The 16638-nt window shown below is 72.3% G+C and carries 13 protein-coding genes; 7 read left to right on the top strand and 6 right to left on the bottom strand.

The annotated features are described in order from the left end of the window. Nucleotides 1-81: 81 nt before the first annotated feature. From ACF059_RS23795 to ACF059_RS23785, 3 genes are all read left to right on the top strand, one after another. Complete coding sequence (locus ACF059_RS23795) at nt 82-1239, top strand: acyl-CoA dehydrogenase family protein (protein ID WP_360901216.1); 1158 nt, start codon at nt 82-84, stop codon at nt 1237-1239. A 157-nt stretch (nt 1240-1396) separates the two neighbouring features. Then, nucleotides 1397-2020 (top strand): hypothetical protein, encoded by a 624-nt coding sequence (locus ACF059_RS23790; protein ID WP_392060423.1) that lies wholly within the window; start codon nt 1397-1399, stop codon nt 2018-2020. Nucleotides 2021-2135: 115 nt separating this feature from the next. Then, on the top strand, nt 2136-3218 hold the full coding sequence (locus ACF059_RS23785; RefSeq protein ID WP_392060420.1) for a sugar phosphate nucleotidyltransferase: 1083 nt from the start codon (nt 2136-2138) through the stop codon (nt 3216-3218). Nucleotides 3219-3264: 46 nt separating this feature from the next. On the opposite strand, the gene ACF059_RS23780 is transcribed toward ACF059_RS23785, so the two are convergent. Further along, nucleotides 3265-4557: an LCP family protein gene (locus ACF059_RS23780; RefSeq protein WP_392060417.1), complete on the bottom strand. Its 1293-nt coding sequence runs from the start codon at nt 4555-4557 to the stop codon at nt 3265-3267. Nucleotides 4558-4662: 105 nt separating this feature from the next. Between ACF059_RS23780 and ACF059_RS23775 the strand changes: the two genes are divergently transcribed. Next, on the top strand, nt 4663-5199 hold the full coding sequence (locus ACF059_RS23775) for an acyl-CoA thioesterase (RefSeq protein ID WP_360901207.1): 537 nt from the start codon (nt 4663-4665) through the stop codon (nt 5197-5199). 60 nt (nt 5200-5259) lie between these two features. Here the strand turns inward: ACF059_RS23775 and ACF059_RS23770 are convergent, their stop codons facing one another. After that, nucleotides 5260-6642: an LCP family protein gene (locus ACF059_RS23770; protein WP_366865528.1), complete on the bottom strand. Its 1383-nt coding sequence runs from the start codon at nt 6640-6642 to the stop codon at nt 5260-5262. 241 nt (nt 6643-6883) lie between these two features. On the opposite strand from ACF059_RS23770, the gene ACF059_RS23765 reads away from it, so the two are divergent. Further along, nucleotides 6884-7909 (top strand): glycosyltransferase family 2 protein, encoded by a 1026-nt coding sequence (locus ACF059_RS23765; RefSeq protein ID WP_392060412.1) that lies wholly within the window; start codon nt 6884-6886, stop codon nt 7907-7909. A 99-nt stretch (nt 7910-8008) separates the two neighbouring features. Here the strand turns inward: ACF059_RS23765 and ACF059_RS23760 are convergent, their stop codons facing one another. The 4 genes from ACF059_RS23760 to ACF059_RS23745 form a co-directional block, all read right to left on the bottom strand. Next, on the bottom strand, nt 8009-9718 hold the full coding sequence (locus ACF059_RS23760) for an LCP family protein (protein WP_392060409.1): 1710 nt from the start codon (nt 9716-9718) through the stop codon (nt 8009-8011). A 68-nt stretch (nt 9719-9786) separates the two neighbouring features. Next, on the bottom strand, nt 9787-11511 hold the full coding sequence (locus ACF059_RS23755) for an LCP family protein (RefSeq protein ID WP_392060405.1): 1725 nt from the start codon (nt 11509-11511) through the stop codon (nt 9787-9789). A 223-nt stretch (nt 11512-11734) separates the two neighbouring features. Then, nucleotides 11735-12949, bottom strand: coding sequence for an LCP family protein (locus ACF059_RS23750; protein WP_392060402.1), 1215 nt, complete (start codon nt 12947-12949; stop codon nt 11735-11737). 219 nt (nt 12950-13168) lie between these two features. Beyond that, nucleotides 13169-13918, bottom strand: a complete 750-nt coding sequence (locus ACF059_RS23745; protein WP_392060399.1) for a TIGR03089 family protein — start codon at nt 13916-13918, stop codon at nt 13169-13171. 139 nt (nt 13919-14057) lie between these two features. On the opposite strand from ACF059_RS23745, the gene ACF059_RS23740 reads away from it, so the two are divergent. Both ACF059_RS23740 and ACF059_RS23735 read left to right on the top strand, forming a co-directional pair. Then, nucleotides 14058-15479, top strand: coding sequence for an N-acetylmuramoyl-L-alanine amidase (locus ACF059_RS23740; RefSeq protein WP_392060396.1), 1422 nt, complete (start codon nt 14058-14060; stop codon nt 15477-15479). Between the two features lie 148 nt (nt 15480-15627). Beyond that, the gene (locus ACF059_RS23735; protein ID WP_392060393.1) at nt 15628-16629 is read left to right on the top strand and encodes a DNA-3-methyladenine glycosylase family protein; all 1002 of its coding nucleotides are present in this window, start codon (nt 15628-15630) and stop codon (nt 16627-16629) included. Nucleotides 16630-16638 lie beyond the last annotated feature (9 nt).

Raw genomic sequence — 16638 nt, 5'->3', positions numbered from 1 at the left:
TCGCCATCCGTGACCGGCCCACTAAGCTTGGGTTACTTAACGGTAGTTAGCACACGCATCACCCTTGGGGAGTGAGAGATCTTGGCGGGTTCTGCCGACTTCGACCTGTACCGCCCGGCCGAGGAGCACGACATGCTCCGCGAGTCCGTCCGCTCGCTCGCCGAGGCGAAGATCCTGCCGTTCGCGGCCGCGGTCGACGAGGAGGCCCGCTTCCCGCAGGAGGCCCTCGACGCCCTGGTCGCCAACGACCTGCACGCCGTCCACGTCCCGGAGAGCTACGGCGGCGCCGGCGCCGACGCGCTCGCCACCGTGATCGTGATCGAGGAAGTGGCCCGCGTCTGCGCGTCCTCCTCCCTCATCCCGGCCGTGAACAAGCTCGGCTCCCTCCCGGTGATCCTCTCCGGCTCCGAGGAGCTGAAGGCCAAGTACCTCGGCCCCCTGGCCAAGGGCGACGCGATGTTCTCGTACGCGCTCTCCGAGCCGGACGCGGGCTCCGACGCCGCCGGCATGAAGACCCGCGCCGTGCGCGACGGGGACTTCTGGGTCCTCAACGGCGTCAAGCGCTGGATCACCAACGCGGGCGTCTCCGAGTACTACACGGTCATGGCCGTGACCGACCCCGAGAAGCGCTCCAAGGGCATCAGCGCCTTCGTCGTCGAGAAGAGCGACGAGGGCGTCTCCTTCGGCGCCCCGGAGAAGAAGCTCGGCATCAAGGGCTCCCCGACGTGCGAGGTCTACCTCGACAACGTCCGCATCCCCGCCGACCGCATGATCGGCGCCGAGGGCACCGGCTTCGCCACCGCCATGAAGACCCTGGACCACACCCGCATCACCATCGCGGCCCAGGCGCTCGGCATCGCGCAGGGCGCCCTGGACTACGCCAAGGGCTACGTCCAGGAGCGCAAGCAGTTCGGCAAGCCGATCGGCGACTTCCAGGGCGTGCAGTTCATGCTCGCGGACATGGCCATGAAGATCGAGGCCGCCCGCCAGCTGACGTACGCGGCCGCCGCCAAGTCCGAGCGCGTCGACGCCGACCTCACCTTCTTCGGCGCCGCGGCCAAGTGCTTCGCCTCCGACGTGGCCATGGAGGTCACCACGGACGCCGTCCAGCTGCTCGGCGGCTACGGCTACACCCGTGACTACCCGGTGGAGCGCATGATGCGCGACGCCAAGATCACGCAGATCTACGAAGGCACCAACCAGGTCCAGCGCATCGTCATGGCGCGCAACCTGCCGTAGGGGCCCGACCCAGGACATGAGGTCTCCCGGTCCGCGACCGGGGGACCGCGTGTGTTCCGGCCGGCGCCACCGCCTAGGCTGTGCGCCGGTCGGCCCCGGGCGCGGGGCCCCAGGGGGCGGGAACAGGATGTCCAGAGCTGATCGTCACATAGCGGGGATGCTCGGGCAGATCGCCCGTCGGCAGGACGTCGTCCACATCGCCCCCCAGGGCTCCAGGGCGAAGGCGGCCGCCCTGGCGTACGCGGCGGAGCAGTACGGCTACACGTACGGCGCGGCCTACCGGACGGGGTACAAGAACTCGCTCGTCCAGGTCCTGATGTACCGCGACCCGCGGCCCGAGGCGCGCGTCCGCGAGGCGGCCACCCTCACCGCCCATCCGCAGGCCGGCAACGGCGGGACGGTGCCGGGGCTGAGGCCGGGGTCGCTGAAGCCGCTGGCCGGGGCGGCCGGCGCGGTGGCCGTGCTGAACGACCTCATCACCTTCGACGTCATGGCCCTGTACGTCGCCGACCGGCGCCAGACGGTGATCGGCTACCTCGCCTGCGTGGCCCTGACCGCCCTCCTGCTCGTCGACAAGTCGCCGGCCGAAGCGCTGGCCTCCGGCGGGGCGGCCGCGCTCCTGCTCACCGCGGCGCTCAGGACGGGCTCGATCCGCCGCGCGAGGTGCGCACAGCGTCTGACGCACGCCGGGTTCTTCGCGGTGCGCGACGAGCAGGGCCGGCAGCGGTTCCTGCGCCCGGGGCAGCAGTTGCCCGGTCACGCGAACCCGTTCGCGTCCTGAGGCTCTGGCCTGCGGCGCAGGCCGACGCACGCATCACGCCGCGCGCGCCCATGGGGGGCACTCGCATGGGCTAAATTTGGACCTTCGTACGCCGGAATCGGTTGGGGAGAACGCAATGACGGAAGCGATCCTGCTGGTCGGCGGACAGGGCACACGGTTGCGTCCCGTGACGGTGAACACGCCCAAGCCGATGGTCCCCACGGCAGGCGTCCCGTTCCTCGCCCACCAGATAGCCAGGGCCGCCGCCGCCGGTGTCACGCACATCGTGATGGCGACCTGCTACCTCGCCGAGGTCTTCGAGCCGTACTTCGGCGACGGGTCCGACTTCGGCCTCAGCCTCGAATACGTGGTCGAGGACGAGCCGCTGGGGACCGGCGGCGCCATCCGCAACGCCGGGCGGCTCCTGACCGGCGGCCCGGACTCCTCCGTCCTCGTCTTCAACGGCGACATCCTCACCGGCCTGGACATCGCCGGCCTCGTCGAATCCCACGAGGCGGCCGACGCGGACGTCTCCCTGCACCTGGTCCGGGTCGAGGACCCGCGCGCCTTCGGCCTGGTCCCCACCGACTCCGAGGGGCGGGTGCTGGCCTTCACCGAGAAGCCGCAGACCCCCGAGGAGATCATCACCGACCAGATCAACGCCGGCTGCTACGTCTTTCGCCGCAGCGTGATCGACGCCATCCCGGCCGGCCGCCCGGTCTCCGTGGAGCGTGAGACGTTCCCCGGCCTGCTCGCCTCCGGGGCCACGCTGCACGGGGTCACCGAGAACACCTACTGGATGGACCTCGGCAAGCCGGAGTCGATCATCCAGGCCTCCGCCGACCTGGTCCGCGGAGTCGTCTCCTCCCCGGCGGTCCCCGGCCGCCGCGGCGAGTCGCTGGTCCTGCCGGGCGCGCAGGTGGCGCCCGGGGCCAAGCTCTCCGGCGGCACCGTCGTCGGCGCCGGCGCCCGCATCGAGGCCGGCGCGGTCGTCCAGGGCTGCATCGTCCTCGACGACGCCGTGATCGGCCCGGACGCGCAGCTGAACGCCAGCCTGATCGGCGCGCGCGCCGAGGTGGGCGCGCGGACCGTGCTCGACGGCGCGGTCATCGGTGACGGGGCGCTCGTGGGGGCCGACAACGAACTGCGCGGCGGCGCCCGCGTGTGGTGCGGGGCGCAGCTGCCCGCCGCCGCCATCCGCTTCTCCCCGGACGCCTGAGGAACGGCCCTCCCGGCTCCGGTCAGGGGCCAGGAGGGCGAGCCCGTCAGTTCCCGCGGACGGTGACCTTCTCGTCGTTCTGGATCTGCTTGACCAGCTGCTGCACCTTCGCCTTGTCCCAGACGAGGTTTCCGCCGCGCTGCCCGGAGATCGGCATGTTCATCGAGACGCCGTCCCCTCCGTTGACGCCCTTCATCGCGAAGAACATCTGGCCCATGTCGTACAGGCCCATGTCCTTGTCCACGATCAGGGTGTCCAGGCCGGCGCCCAGCAGCGGGTAGAGCTCGAACGGGTTGAGCACGGTGGACGGGGTGGCCGCCTGGCTCGCGAGCGCCGACAGGAACTTCTGCTGGTTCTTCGTCCGCTGGAGGTCCGACTCGGCGAAGGCGTACCGGGTGCGCACGAAGGCCAGGGACTGCTCGCCGTTGAGCGTCTGCTTGCCCGCCTTGAAGTCGGCGCCCGACTTCTCGTCCTTGAAGCCCTCCTCGATGTCGAGCTCCACACCGCCCAGCGCGTCCACGATGTTCGCGAAGCCGGCGAAGCCGATCTCCGCGTAGTGGTCGATGCGCAGGCCCGTGTTGTGCTCCACCGTCCGCACCAGCAGCTCGGGGCCGTCCTCCGCGTACGCGGCGTTGAGCTTGACCCGCCGCCCCTGCGCGGGGAACTTCTTGCCGGACTGCGAGCCGACGAAGGACGGGATCTCCACGTCCGAGTCGCGCGGCAGCGAGATCATGGTGTTCCCGCTGGAGCACTTCGCCAGGATCATCATCGAGTCGGTCCGCTTGCCCTCGGCCGAGCCGGTGTGGAGCTTCTTCTTCTCCTCGTCGGACATGCCCTCGCGGCTGTCGGAGCCCACGATCAGGTACGTCGTGCAGTCGCCCTCCTTGGGGCGCTCGATGACCTTGGAGAGGTCCACCTCTCGGCGCACCTTGGAGTCGGCCCAGAAGTAGGTGGTGACCGAGGTCACGAGCAGCGCGGAGACCAGCACGATCGAGCCGACCTTGATCCGCTTGCGCCAGTCCGGGGCGGAGCCGGGCACCCGGCCGGGGCGGCCGGGGCCGGACGGCCCGCCGGGGCCCGCCGGGCCGCCCGGGGCGCCCGCGGGCGATCCGTAGACCTGGCCGGTGTTGTAACCGCTGTCGTAACCGCCGTACGCGCCGGGGCCCTGTTGGGCGGGCACCGACGGGCGCGACGGCTGCGCGGGGCGCGGGGGCTGCGGGGGCCGCTGCGGCTGGGGCTGCTGCCGCTGGACGTGCCGCATCCGCTGCGCCCCCTCGGGCTGCGGCTGTGCGCTGCCGCGTCCGTACCCGCCTTCACGACCTTCTGGCCAGTCATTCATGTGCCAAGGATGCCTGCCCGCGAGCCGCGTCCGACAGCCCGGGGACCGATCCGTTCCGGGGCTGTTGCGAAGCTGATGCCTCTGGTACGGCTCTAAGGTATCTGTATGACTCAGATACCGGGCGAGCTGCCCGGGAAGCCGACCGCGGCCTCCCGTACGACCCTCAGCCACATCATGACCGCGAACGACACCAACCTCCTCGGCACGGTGCACGGTGGCGTGATCATGAAGCTGGTGGACGACGCGGCCGGCGCGGTGGCGGGCCGTCACTCCGGCGGCCCCGCCGTGACCGCCTCCATGGACGAGATGGTCTTCCTCGCGCCGGTGCGCGTGGGCGACCTCGTCCACGTGAAGGCCCAGTGCAACTGGACCGGCCGCTCCTCCATGGAGATCGGCGTACGGGTCCTGGCGGAGCGGTGGAACGAGTCCACCCCCGCGACCCAGGTCGGCACCGCCTACCTCGTCTTCGCCGCGGTGGACGCAGAGGGCAAGCCCCGCACGGTCCCGCCCGTCCTGCCGGAGACGGAACAGGACGAGCGGCGCTACCAGGAGGCCCAGATCCGCCGCACCCACCGCCTCGCCCGCCGCCAGGCGATCAAGGCGCTGCGCGAGGAGCGCGCCGCCCAGGGCTTCGACGACTAGGGCTCAGACGCGCAGGGCTTCGCCGCCAAGGCTTCGACGACGGGCAGGGTTCCGGCGCCGTCAGGTCCCGCACACCACCTGGTCGCCCGAGACCACCTGGACGGCGCCGCCCTGGTAGGGGTCCTCCGCGCGCACCGGCACCACCTTGCGGTAGTCCGTGCCCGCGATGACCTGGACCGTGCGCCCCTGGCCCGGCACCGCCCGCAGCTCGCTGCCCGGCAGCGCGGTCGCCACCGACCGGGCCGAGCGGTCCCAGCGCGGGTCGTACGTGATCACCGTGCGCTTGACGTCGCGGCCGGCGCCGTTACCCGGGGCCCGCGTCGTGTCGAAGCCGGTGGCGCGCAGCGCCGCGTCCACGCGGCCGCCCAGCCCGTCGATCCGGGTCCCGTTCTCCACCTGGACCCGGACCTGCTGCGGCGGCACGTCCACCGGCACGGCCACGGGCCGGGCGGCGCTCTTGCCGGGCGGCGGCGGCGCGAGCGGCCGGTCCTGGCGCACGGCCTCGAACAGCTTGGCCGCCTTGGCCTCGTCCCACTTCACGGTGGATCCGATGCCCTTGACCGGGAAGGAGGAGCTGCCGATGGGCACCGAGGCGAACTCCGACGACGAGGGGGTGAAGTCGCGCATCGCCTGGCCGAGGGCCAGCATCTGCTCGGAGCCGAAGCCCCGGTCGGCCCGGACCGAGCCGAGCAGCGTGGAGCTGACCTCCTTGAACTTCACCGGGTTCAGCAGCACCCCGCTGCCGGTCGCCTGTTTGATCAGCGCGGCGAGGAACCGCTGCTGGCGCTGCATCCGGCCCAGGTCGGAGGCCCCGTCGACATGGCGCGAGCGCACGTACTGCAGGGCCTGCCCGCCGCTGAGGCGGTGGTTGCCGGGCAGCAGATCGAGGCCGGTGTTCGGGTCGCGCATGGTCTTGGCCGTGCAGATGTCCACGCCGCCCATCGCGTCGACCGTCTTCATGAAGCTGGTGAAGTCGACCTCCAGGTAGTGGTCGATCTTCACCCGGGTCATGTTCTCGACGGTCCGCACGGTCAGGTGCGGCCCGCCCTCCGCGTACGCGGCGTTCAGCTTCACGGGATGCGGCTTGTGCTCCTTGCCGGTGACCAGGTCCCGGTGCGCGGGCACCTCGGCGTAGCTGTCGCGGGGCAGGCTGATCACGCTCGCCCGCTCCTTGTCCGCCGACAGGTGCACCAGCATGATCGTGTCCGTGCAGTGGCAGGGCGCCCCGCCCAGGCGGTACTCGCGCTTCTCCTCGGGGCTGATCTTCTCCCGGCCGTCGGTGCCGACGAGCAGGAAGTTGAGGCCGTGCCCGGCCTGCGGGCGGTTCTTCATGTCCTTGAAGGGGTCCACCCGCTCGATCCCGGTGTCCAGACCGGTCATCACGGCGTGCCCGATGGCGCCGGAGCCCAGCACCACGACCGCGACCCCCGCGGAGATCCGCACCCCCCACCGGGGGCGCTCGCCCCGGCGCTGCGCTGGGCGAGCCCTGGCGGGACGGGGGGGACGGTGCGGCTGGGGCACGGTGGACACCTCCGCGGGGCAGCAGGGGACGGTCGGCGGATCAGCTGATGGGTCCGCACAGTAGGCCCATACGATCAGCGTCTGTCCTTACTGCTCACTCGGCGCGCACCCGGTTCCCCCGTACGCGGTAACGTGACACCGATACCCGACCTTGAAGGACCACATGCCCGCCCAGCAGCCCGCAGTCTCGGTGATCATGCCGGTGCTCAATGAGGAGCACTACCTCCGCGATTCCGTCCGCCACATCCTGCAACAGGAGTACGCGGGCGAGATGGAGGTGGTGATCGCACTCGGGCCCTCCACGGACCGCACCGACGAGATCGCCGCCGAACTCGTCGCCGAGGATCCCCGAGTCCACACCGTCCCGAACCCCACCGGCCGGACCCCGGCGGCGCTCAACGCCGCCATCAAGGCCTCGCGTCACCCGATCGTGGTACGCGTGGACGGCCACGGCATGCTCTCGCCGAGCTACATCGCCACCGCCGTCCGCCTCCTGGAGGAGACCGGCGCGCAGAACGTCGGCGGCATCATGCACGCCGAGGGCGAGAACGCCTGGGAGGAGGCCGTCGCCGCCGCGATGACCTCGCGGATCGGCGTCGGCAACGCGCCCTTCCACACCGGAGGCCAGGCGGGACCGGCCGAGACCGTCTACCTCGGTGTCTTCCGCCGCGAGGCGCTGGAGCAGCAGGGCGGTTACAACGAGGAGTTCATCCGCGCCCAGGACTGGGAGCTGAACTTCCGCATCCGCGAGGCCGGCGGCCTGATCTGGTTCTCGCCGGAGCTGAAGGTCCAGTACCGCCCGCGGCGCTCCGTACGGGCCCTGGCCAAGCAGTACAAGGACTACGGCCGCTGGCGCCACGTGGTGGCGCGCTACCACGCGGGCTCCATCAACCCGCGCTACCTGGCCCCCCCGACCCTCGTCTGCGCCCTCGCGGCGGGCGTGGTGGTGGGCGCGAGCGTCAGCCCGCTGGGCTTCGCCGTCCCGGCCGGCTATCTCGCGGCGATCGCCGTGGGCTCGGTCCCGGCGGGCCGGGGCCTGCCGCTGAAGGCCCGGGCGCAGATTCCCGTGGCCCTGGCCACCATGCACCTGTGCTGGGGCTTCGGCTTCCTGACGAGCCCGCGCGCCCTCGCGAACAAGCTCATCGCGAGCCGCCGCCCGGCCGTGCAGCAGGGCGCCGCGCAGGTCTGACCCGTACGACCCGTACGAAGGGGCCCGGTGCGGTGGCTGCGATTTCCGCAGCCTCCGCACCGGGCCCCTTTCGCGTACGTGCTTCCAGGCAGGCGCCTGCTACCAGGTGAATCCCGGCTGGATGGCCATGCACGCCTTGTCGTTGTCGCCGTTGAGCGCGTGGGCCGACGTCGGGGCCACGGTCGGGGCCGGCGGCGGCGCGGCCGGCGCGGCGCCGGTCCGCCAGTCCTTGCCGACGAACAGGACGATCCCGCTGACCTCGTCGGTCTTCTGCACGGCGCCGGCCGGCAGACCGAGCGCGGTGGCCACGGCCGCGGCGTCGGCCGCCTGGGCGTCGGTGGCGAAGCGGACCACCGTGGTGTCCTCGGCGCCCGTCTGGGTCTCGGCGACGGCCTTGGTGAAGCCCTTGCCGGCCAGCAGGGCCGCGACGTCGTTCGCCCGGTTCTTGACCCTGGCCTCGGCGCCGGCCTTGCCGCCGGTGGCGTTGCGGACGGAGACCGCGATCTTGGCGGGCGGCGCGGCCGGTGCCAGGCTCGGCTGGGCCGGAGCGCTCGGGGCGGCCGGGCTCGCGGAGGCGCCCGGCGAGGGGGCGGCGCCGTCCGCCGGGGCCCCGGAGCCCTTGCCGTCCAGCGCGATGTCCTCGCGGACCATCCGGAACAGGTCCTCGGCCTCGCCCGGCAGCGGCTCGACGCGTCCGTCCATGCCGGGGCGCGTGCTGTAGAACCACGGCATCGTGGTCATGGTGATCCGGCCCGGCGGGACCTTCTTGAGCTCCATGCTGAGGTCGTACAGCTTGTCGATCTTGTTCAGGCCGTTGTCCACGACCATGGCCTTGATGGCGGCCTGCGCCAGGCTGTTGAGCTTGCCCGGGTTGGTGAGCTTGGCGTTCTTGCGGAACTCACGGGCCATCGAGGTCATGTACTGGTGCTGGGCGTGGGTGCGGCCGATGTCGGTGCCGTCCTCGAAGCCGTAGCGGGTGCGCAGCCACTGCAGGGCCTGCTCGCCCTGGATGACGTTGTCGCCCTTGGGCAGCTTCAGGCCGGAGCCCTTGCCGTCGCGGGTGCGCGACTCCACGTTCTCCTGGACGCAGACCGGGACACCGCCGATGGCGTCCGCCATCGCGACCACGCCCTTGAAGTCGATCATCATGAAGTGATCGATGGGGATCTTGGTCAGCTCGGTCCAGGCGGCGACCGTGCAGCCCGGTCCGCCGCGCTGGAGCGACTCGTTCGTCTGCACCAGGCCCTTGCTGGCGGGGTGCACCTTGCCGCCCGGCTCGGTGCACTTGGGCATCATCAGGATCGTGTCGCGGGGCATGGACACCACGGACATGTTGCTGCGGTCCGCCGACAGGTGCAGCAGCATCTGCACGTCCGCCAGCGGCTCGCCGTCGAAGGTGTCGCGGCCGCCGCCGAGGGCCTGGTTCGCCTCGTCGTCGCGGGCGTCGGAGCCGATGAGCAGGATGTTCAGCGGGGTCTGCCCGAAGGCGTTGGGCTTGGAGCCGCCCAGCTTGGTCTCGCCGAGGTTCAGCGCGTCCGTCTTGATGCTGCCGTTCAGATGGCGGTAGTACAGGTAACCGGCCGCCCCGGTGCCGAGTATGAGCAGGGACAGTACGGAGGCCACCCAGCGCAGCACGCGCCGCCGGCCCCGTCTGTTGCGCCCGCCCCCGCCGGCCGCCGCCGCCCGGCGGGCGGCCCGGGAGCCGGCCCGTGGTGCGGGCACCGAGCCGGGCGCGTCCGCGCCGCCGCCGGAGGTGTCCCCGGCGGCCTGGGCGGCCGCCCCCTCCCCTCGCACGCTGCTGTGCCTCACACGTCCCCCTCAAGATCCTTCTTGGTCGATGATGCGCCGGCGGACCGGCAGTCCCCGTGGTGCGGTGATTACTTGGCGCAGACGGCCTTGTCGGCCTGAGCCTGCTGGACGTCCGCGGGCAGCTCCTGCGGCACCGGAGGCGCCAGCGGGGCGCCCGGCTGCTGGAAGTCCGGACCCAGCGTCAGCTTCATCGGGGTCTTCGCCCCCGCGTCCGCCGCCCCCATCTTCAGCGCCGTGACCGGCAGCCCCAGCGCGTCCGCCAGCGCCCGGGCCTGGTCGGCCTGGTTGGGCGCGTACTCCAGCTGCGTGGCGCCGACCTTCGCGGGCGCGTTGCCCCGGTTGCTGGCCTTGTTCATGCCCTTGGTGTTCTGGAGCCAGTTCAGTGTGGTGGAGGCGGCGCCCTTGGGGCCGCCGCCGTTGTAGACGTCCACGCGTACGTCCGCGGCGGGAGCCCGGTTGCCCTGGAGCAGCGCGTCCTGCCGGGCCTTCGCCTCGGCGTCGGCCGCCTCCTTCTGCGCCTGCTCCTTCTTCTCGACCTCGGTGAGCGAGACGTCCCCGCGGATCATCTGGAGCAGCGGGTCGGCGAGGGCCTGGTTGACCACGACCGTCGCCTTGACCTTCTCGGCCGGGTTGTCGAGCACCGGCAGGGTCGTGAAGGTGATGTTCTTGAGGTCGATGTCCTTCAACTCGCCCGCCAGATCGGTGAGCTTGTTGATGGATCCCAGCCCCTGGTCCACGGTCAGCGACTTGGTGGCCGCCTCCGCGAGCGAGAAGAACTTCTTCGGACTGGTCAGCGTCTCCTTCGACTTCATCTCGCGCATCATCGAACCGAGGAACTGCTGCTGGGTCTTGATCCGGTCCAGGTCGCTCTCGTTGCCGAAGGCGTGCCGGGTCCGTACGAAGGCGAGTGCCTGCTCGCCCGACAGCCTGTGCTCGCCCTTGGTCAGCTTGAGCTTGGAGTCCTCGTCGTCGACGTCCTTGTCCAGGCAGACGGGCACGCCGCCGACCGCGGTGCTCAGGGTCTTCACCGCGTTGAAGTCGACCATCATGAAGTTGTCGATCTCGATGCCGGTGATGCCCTTGACCGTGCGCATCGTGCAGCCCGCGTCGCGCCCCTCCTGGCCCAGGCTGGTGTTGAAGCGCGTGTCCTTCGTGCCGCGGATCTCCTTCGTCGATCCGTCGGGCTGCTTTGTCGGGCAGGACGGGATGTCGGTGATCAGGTCGCGCGGAATGGACAGCGCGGTGGCGTTGCTGCGGTCCTTGGCGATGTGGAACAGGATCGTGGTGTCGGCGTGGCCGACGCTGTCCTTGTCCCCGTAGCCCTCGTTGCCGGCGCCGCTGCGCTTGTCGGTGCCGATGACCAGGATGTTGATGGCCTGGTCCTTCTTGAACCCGCCGGTGCCCGCGCCCGCGACGTCGGTGACGCTGAGGTTGCCGTTCAGGTGGTCGTAGTAGAGGTACGCGGCGGTCGCGCCGCCGACCAGCAGGAACGCCAGCGTCACGCTGGTGACGACCAGCGCCTTCTTGCGGCGTCCGCCGCCCCCGCCCCCGCCCTTGCGGCCACCGCGCCGCCCTCCGGGCGGGCCGTCGCCGCGCCGGGGCTTGGGTACGGCAGGGGAGGGGCTGGTGGGGGCGGTGGGGGCCGACGTGGATCTGCGCGGCGCGGCGACCTTGGGCCGCTGCTGCGCTGCGGGGTCGCCCAGTCGCAGTTCGTAGTGGCCGGTGCGGGGGTTGAGGACCCACTGGTCTGCGGGGTCGATTTCGTCTGCCCGCCCACGGCTGTGCGCATCCACGGTTGCTCGAGTCCTCCGTCGGGTGCCTCGCGACGCGCCTCCCCCGGGCGCACGGTCAACGATCCGGCTGCTGGCGCCCGGTCTCTGGTCCGGCCGGGCACCGGATCGCTCACCTTATCCGCCCTGTTCGGCCCCAAACCATGCTGGTGACAAATTCCACTCCCCTTATAACGGGTCGAAGCGCCCATCCCACTCGGTTCGGGCACCGCCTTTTGGGATTGCTTTACCGGCAGTCGGCGTTGCCCGCGGTGGTTCCGGTGAAGGTGGGGACGGGTGCGGGGGGCTCGGAACCGGTGGGTGCGGAACCGGTCGGCGTGGGAGTGGCCGAGGGCCGGGACTCGGGCCGGGCCGAGGCCGCGGCCTCGGGCTTCGGCGGGGCGACGGTCACCGGCTTGTCCATCCGCAGCTGGCCGAAGAGCCGCGCCGCGTCCGGCTCCACCAGCTCGTCCCGGTTCGGGTCGCCGGTGTACGGCTGCCGGGGCACGGTCAGGAACTTGACCTGCTCGGTCGGTATATCCCTCATGTCCCGTACGAGTTCGTACAGGTCCCGCAGCGAGGCCAGCCCCGGGTCCGTGGTCACCGAGGAGGTCGCCGCGTCCAGCAGCGGGTACAGCCGGCCGGGATTGAGCAGGACCCCGTTGCTCTTGACCTTGTCGACGAGCGAACCGAGGAACTGCTGCTGGCGCTCCATCCGTTCGGTGTCGCTGCCGTCGCCCAGGCTGTAGCGGGCCCGCACGAAGCCGAGGGCCTGCTCGCCCCGCAGGGTCTGGCGTCCGGCGGCCAGCTTGAGCTTGGCCTCGGGGTCGTTCATCGGCTCCTTCAGGCACACCTCCACCCCGCCGATGGCGTCGACCATCTTCTTGAACCCGCCGAAGTCGATCACCATGTGGTGGTCGACCCGGATCCCCGTGAGCGTCTCGACCGTACGGATCGTGCAGGCGGCCCCGCCCCACTGGAACGCCCAGTTGAACTGCGCGAACCGCTCGCCGGTGCGGCTCCCGTCCGCCGTCAGGCAGGCGGGGATCCGCGTCATCAGGTCCCGGGGTATCGACACGGCCGTCGCACTCCTGCGGTCCCGCGGCAGGTGCAGCAGGATCGCGGTGTCCGAGCGCTGGGTGCCCTGGTCCTGCCCGTAGCGGGCGTTGTCCTTGCCGGAGCGCGAGTCCGAGCCGATCAGCAGGATGTTCTGGGCGCCGGTGGCCAGGTGCGCCGGGCGCTCGCGCTCGTAGCGCTCCAGCTCGGCCGCCGCCGAGGTGTCCTCGGTGATGTTCCCGTCGAGCTTGCTGTAGAGCCACCAGCCGGTGGCGGCCCCCGCCAGCACCAGGAGGACCGCACCGAGGCCGGTCCAGCGCAGCAGCCGACGCCTGCGGCCGGACGGAGGCCGCCGAGGGCCTCCGGCCGCCTGGGTGTCGCCCGGTATGCCTGCGCTGTCCCTCACCGGCGTCCGTCCCCTCGTCGCTAAGACTTCAGGTCGCCTCTACTCGGATCGGCAGCCGTACGGGTGGCACGGCCACTGCCGATCATGCCCCCGGGCCGCCGCGGCAGCCCGGGGGCAGGGGCATGTCTAGGGCCATGCGGGTGACAAATCGCCGGTTTCCCGCAATGGAGCAGTGCGGGGGGAGGGGGGCGCAGCGCGGGTCATGGCGCCGCCGGGACCTCACACCGTGTGGGTGACCCGCTCGCTCTCGATCCGCTGCGCCAGCGCCTCCGCCGAGAGCCGGTCCAGGTTCCGGCACAGCGCCACGGACCCGCCCGCGGCCAGCGGACCGTACAGCCCGGCGCAGAGCCCCTCCCAGGTGTCGTAGCCGAGCCCCGTCAGCACCCGGGAGCCCGGGCCGATGCCGAGCTTCGCCGCGTCCTCGCGGGCGCGGGCCGTCAGCTGCGCGTACGAGAGCTCCTCGCCCCCGACGACCAGCCCGGGGCCGTCCGCGTCGACCGGGACGAAGGGCGCGAACCGGTCGCCCTGCCCGGGCACCTCCACCGCGTAGTCCGCGTACCCGGCCGGAGGCTGCGGGAAGCGCCCGCCCAGCGGCCGCAGCGCGAGCGCCACCCGCTCGCCGCCGCACGCCAGGCCCCGCTCCAGCGCGTCCGGCCCGGCGACCACGAGGTCCGCGCCGGCCGGATCGCCGTCCACCTCGGCGACGACCCCCACCGAGGCGCAGGCCAGCAGCCAGACGGCGCTCTGCCAGTGCGCCGGGAGCAGCAGCGCGAGCCGGTCCCCGGGCTCGGCGCCCAGGTCGCCCTGGAGCAGATTGGCGGTCTTGGCCACCCAATTGGCGAAGGTCGCGACGGACAATTCGACGCGCTCGCCGGTGGCGTCGTCGTAGAAGGTGACGAGCGGGCGGCCCGGATCGGCGGCGAGCGCGGATCGCAGCAGGTCGGCAGGGGTGCGGTCAGTGGCGTTCACCCGGCACAGGGTACGCGGGCCCGTCCCCCGTACGGGGGCCGCCGGCTCGCCCGTACGGGGGAGGGGTACCGGCGGGCCAGCGGACGGGGCGTCAGTTCTCGGATGGCGGCCCGTGCCGCACGTGCCCACCATCCTTTTCATGCGTGGATTCCTTGCTTCCTCGATCGGCGTCGCGACGGCTGCCGCACTGGCCCTGCCCGTCGCGCTCCCCACTTCGGCCCTGGCCGCTCCCGCTCCGGGTGCGGCCGCCCCCGTCACCCCGGCCGGGTCCACCCAGTCCCTGCCCCTGGTCCCCCTGGGACCCGTGGCGGACCGCACACCCGGCGTCCCCGGCATGAGCGCTGCGCCCCGCGTCCCCGAGACGCAGGGCCTGCCCGCCCGCGAGGTCAAGACGTTCTCGCTGGTCGGCGTCATCTGGGACGACGTCACCACCGAGCTGCACGGCCGGGTCCAGGTCCGTACGCGCTCGACGCGGACCGCGACGTGGTCCGACTGGCAGGACGTCGAGATCCACAACAGCGAGCACGCGGCCGACCTCGACGCGGCGGAACGCGCCTCGGGCCGCGTCCGCGGTGCCACCGCCCCGCTGTGGGTCGGCGAGTCCGACGGGGTGGAGGTCCGCGTCCAGGCGGAACCGGGCGCCCCGGACACCCCCGGCACCCCGGACACCCACGCGCCGGCCCGGCTGCCCTCGGGCCTGCGGATCGAGCTCGTCGACCCGGGCGTGGAACGGCCCGCCGCACCGGCCGACGGCAAGAACAGCGGCCCGGACGACGACGACAAGGGCGAGGTGCTGCCGCCCGGCATGACCATGGAGATGGCGGAGTCCTCCGCCGCGAACCTGCCGCACGCCCCGCTCGGCGCGGACGAGATCACCGAGCTGAACAAGGCCGACTCCACCGCCGACGCGATCTACGCGAGCGAGGGAGAGCTGACCCAGGCGGCCGCGCCCTACATCGGCCCGCGCCCGCGGATCGTCACCCGCAAGGGGTGGGGCGCGGACGAGTCGCTGCGCGAGAAGGGCTTCGTCTACACGAACACGGTGAAGGCGGCCTTCGTCCACCACAGCGCCTCGGGCAACAACTACGCCTGCAAGGACGCCCCGGCGGTGATCCGCAGCCTGTACCGCTACCACGTGCTCAGCAGCGGCTGGCGCGACATCGGCTACAACTTCGCCGTCGACAAGTGCGGCACGGTCTACGAGGGCCGCGCGGGCGGGGTCTCCAAGGCGGTGCTCGGCGCGCACACCATGGGCTTCAACACGGACAGCATGGGCATCGCCGTGCTCGGCACCTACACGTCCACAGCCCCACCGGCGGTGGCGGTCGACGCCGTGGCCCGCCTCACGGCCTGGAAGCTCGGCCTCTTCGGGCGTGACCCGCGCGCGAAGACGACCCTGAAGTCGGGCGGCGGCAACCTCTACGCCAAGGGCACGAACGTCAAGATGAACGTCATCTCGGGCCACCGCGACGGCTTCGCGACGGAATGCCCCGGCAAGCGGCTGTACGCCAAACTGCCCCCGACCCGCACGGCGTCGGCGAAGCTCCAGGGCCGTCCGTAGCGCCGTTGCCGGGGGCGCTGCCCCCGGACCCCCGCGCCTCAAACGCCGGCGAGGCTGAAATAGACGCCGGCGTTTGAGGCGCGGGTCCGGGCGGAGCCCGGCGGGGGACGGGGGCGGAGCCCCGGGCGTGCGGGGATACGCTCGACGCATGGCCGGCCGCTTCAATCCCCCCCTCACCCCCACCGCCGTGCGCGGCGGGCGCACCGACGTGCCCGCGGGGACCGGGGCCGCAGCCGAGTGCGGAGCCAAAGCCAGGGAGTGGGCGCCGGGAGGGCCCGTGGACCTCGGCCTCATCCTCGGCCCCCTCAGGCGAGGCTCCGCCGATCCCACCTTCCGCACCACCCCCGACGGGTCGGTCTGGAAGGCCAGCCAGACCCCCCTCGGCCCCGCCACCCTCCGGGTCCGCCACCCCGGCACGCAGGTGCGCGCCGAAGCCTGGGGCCCCGGCGCCGACTGGCTCCTCGAACGGCTGCCCGCACTGCTCGGCGCCGACGACGACCCCGCCGCCTTCGTCCCCCGCCACCGCCTCCTGCACGCCAGCCACCGCCGCCGCCCCGGCCTGCGCCTGACCCGTACCGGCCTGGTCATGGAGTCCCTGATCCCGACCGTCCTGGAACAGAAGGTCACCGCCGACGAGGCCTACCGCGCCTGGCGCCGCCTCGTACGGCAGTACGGCGAGCCCGCCCCCGGCCCGCGCACGGTGGACCTCTACGTCATGCCCACCCCCCGCACCTGGGCCATGATCCCGTCCTGGGACTGGCACAAGGCCGGCGTCGACGCCAAGCGCTCCGCCACCATCGTGCGGGCCGCCCGCGTGGCGAACCGCCTGGAAGAGGCCGCCGCCATGGAGCTGGCGCAGGCCACCGCCCGGCTGGAGGCCGTCCCCGGCATCGGCCCGTGGACCTCCGCCGAAACCCTCCAGCGCAGCAACGGCGCCCCGGACGCCGTCACCACCGGCGACCTCCACCTGCCCGGCATCATCGGCTACGCGCTCGCCGGCGACCGCGACGCCGACGACGCCGTCATGCTGGAGCTCCTCGCCCCGTACGCCGGCCAGCGGCACCGCGCCGCCCGCCTGATCCTCCTCGCGGGCCACGCCCCGCCCCGCCGCACGCCCCGCATGCCCCGCACCGACATCGGCCTGCTCTGAGCCGGCGCG

This window comes from Streptomyces sp. NPDC016562 (assembly GCF_043076955.1).
GTDB lineage: Bacteria > Actinomycetota > Actinomycetes > Streptomycetales > Streptomycetaceae > Streptomyces.
The sequence above is the reverse complement of the archived record's forward strand: the minus strand, read 5'-3'. Positions and strand labels throughout refer to the sequence as shown.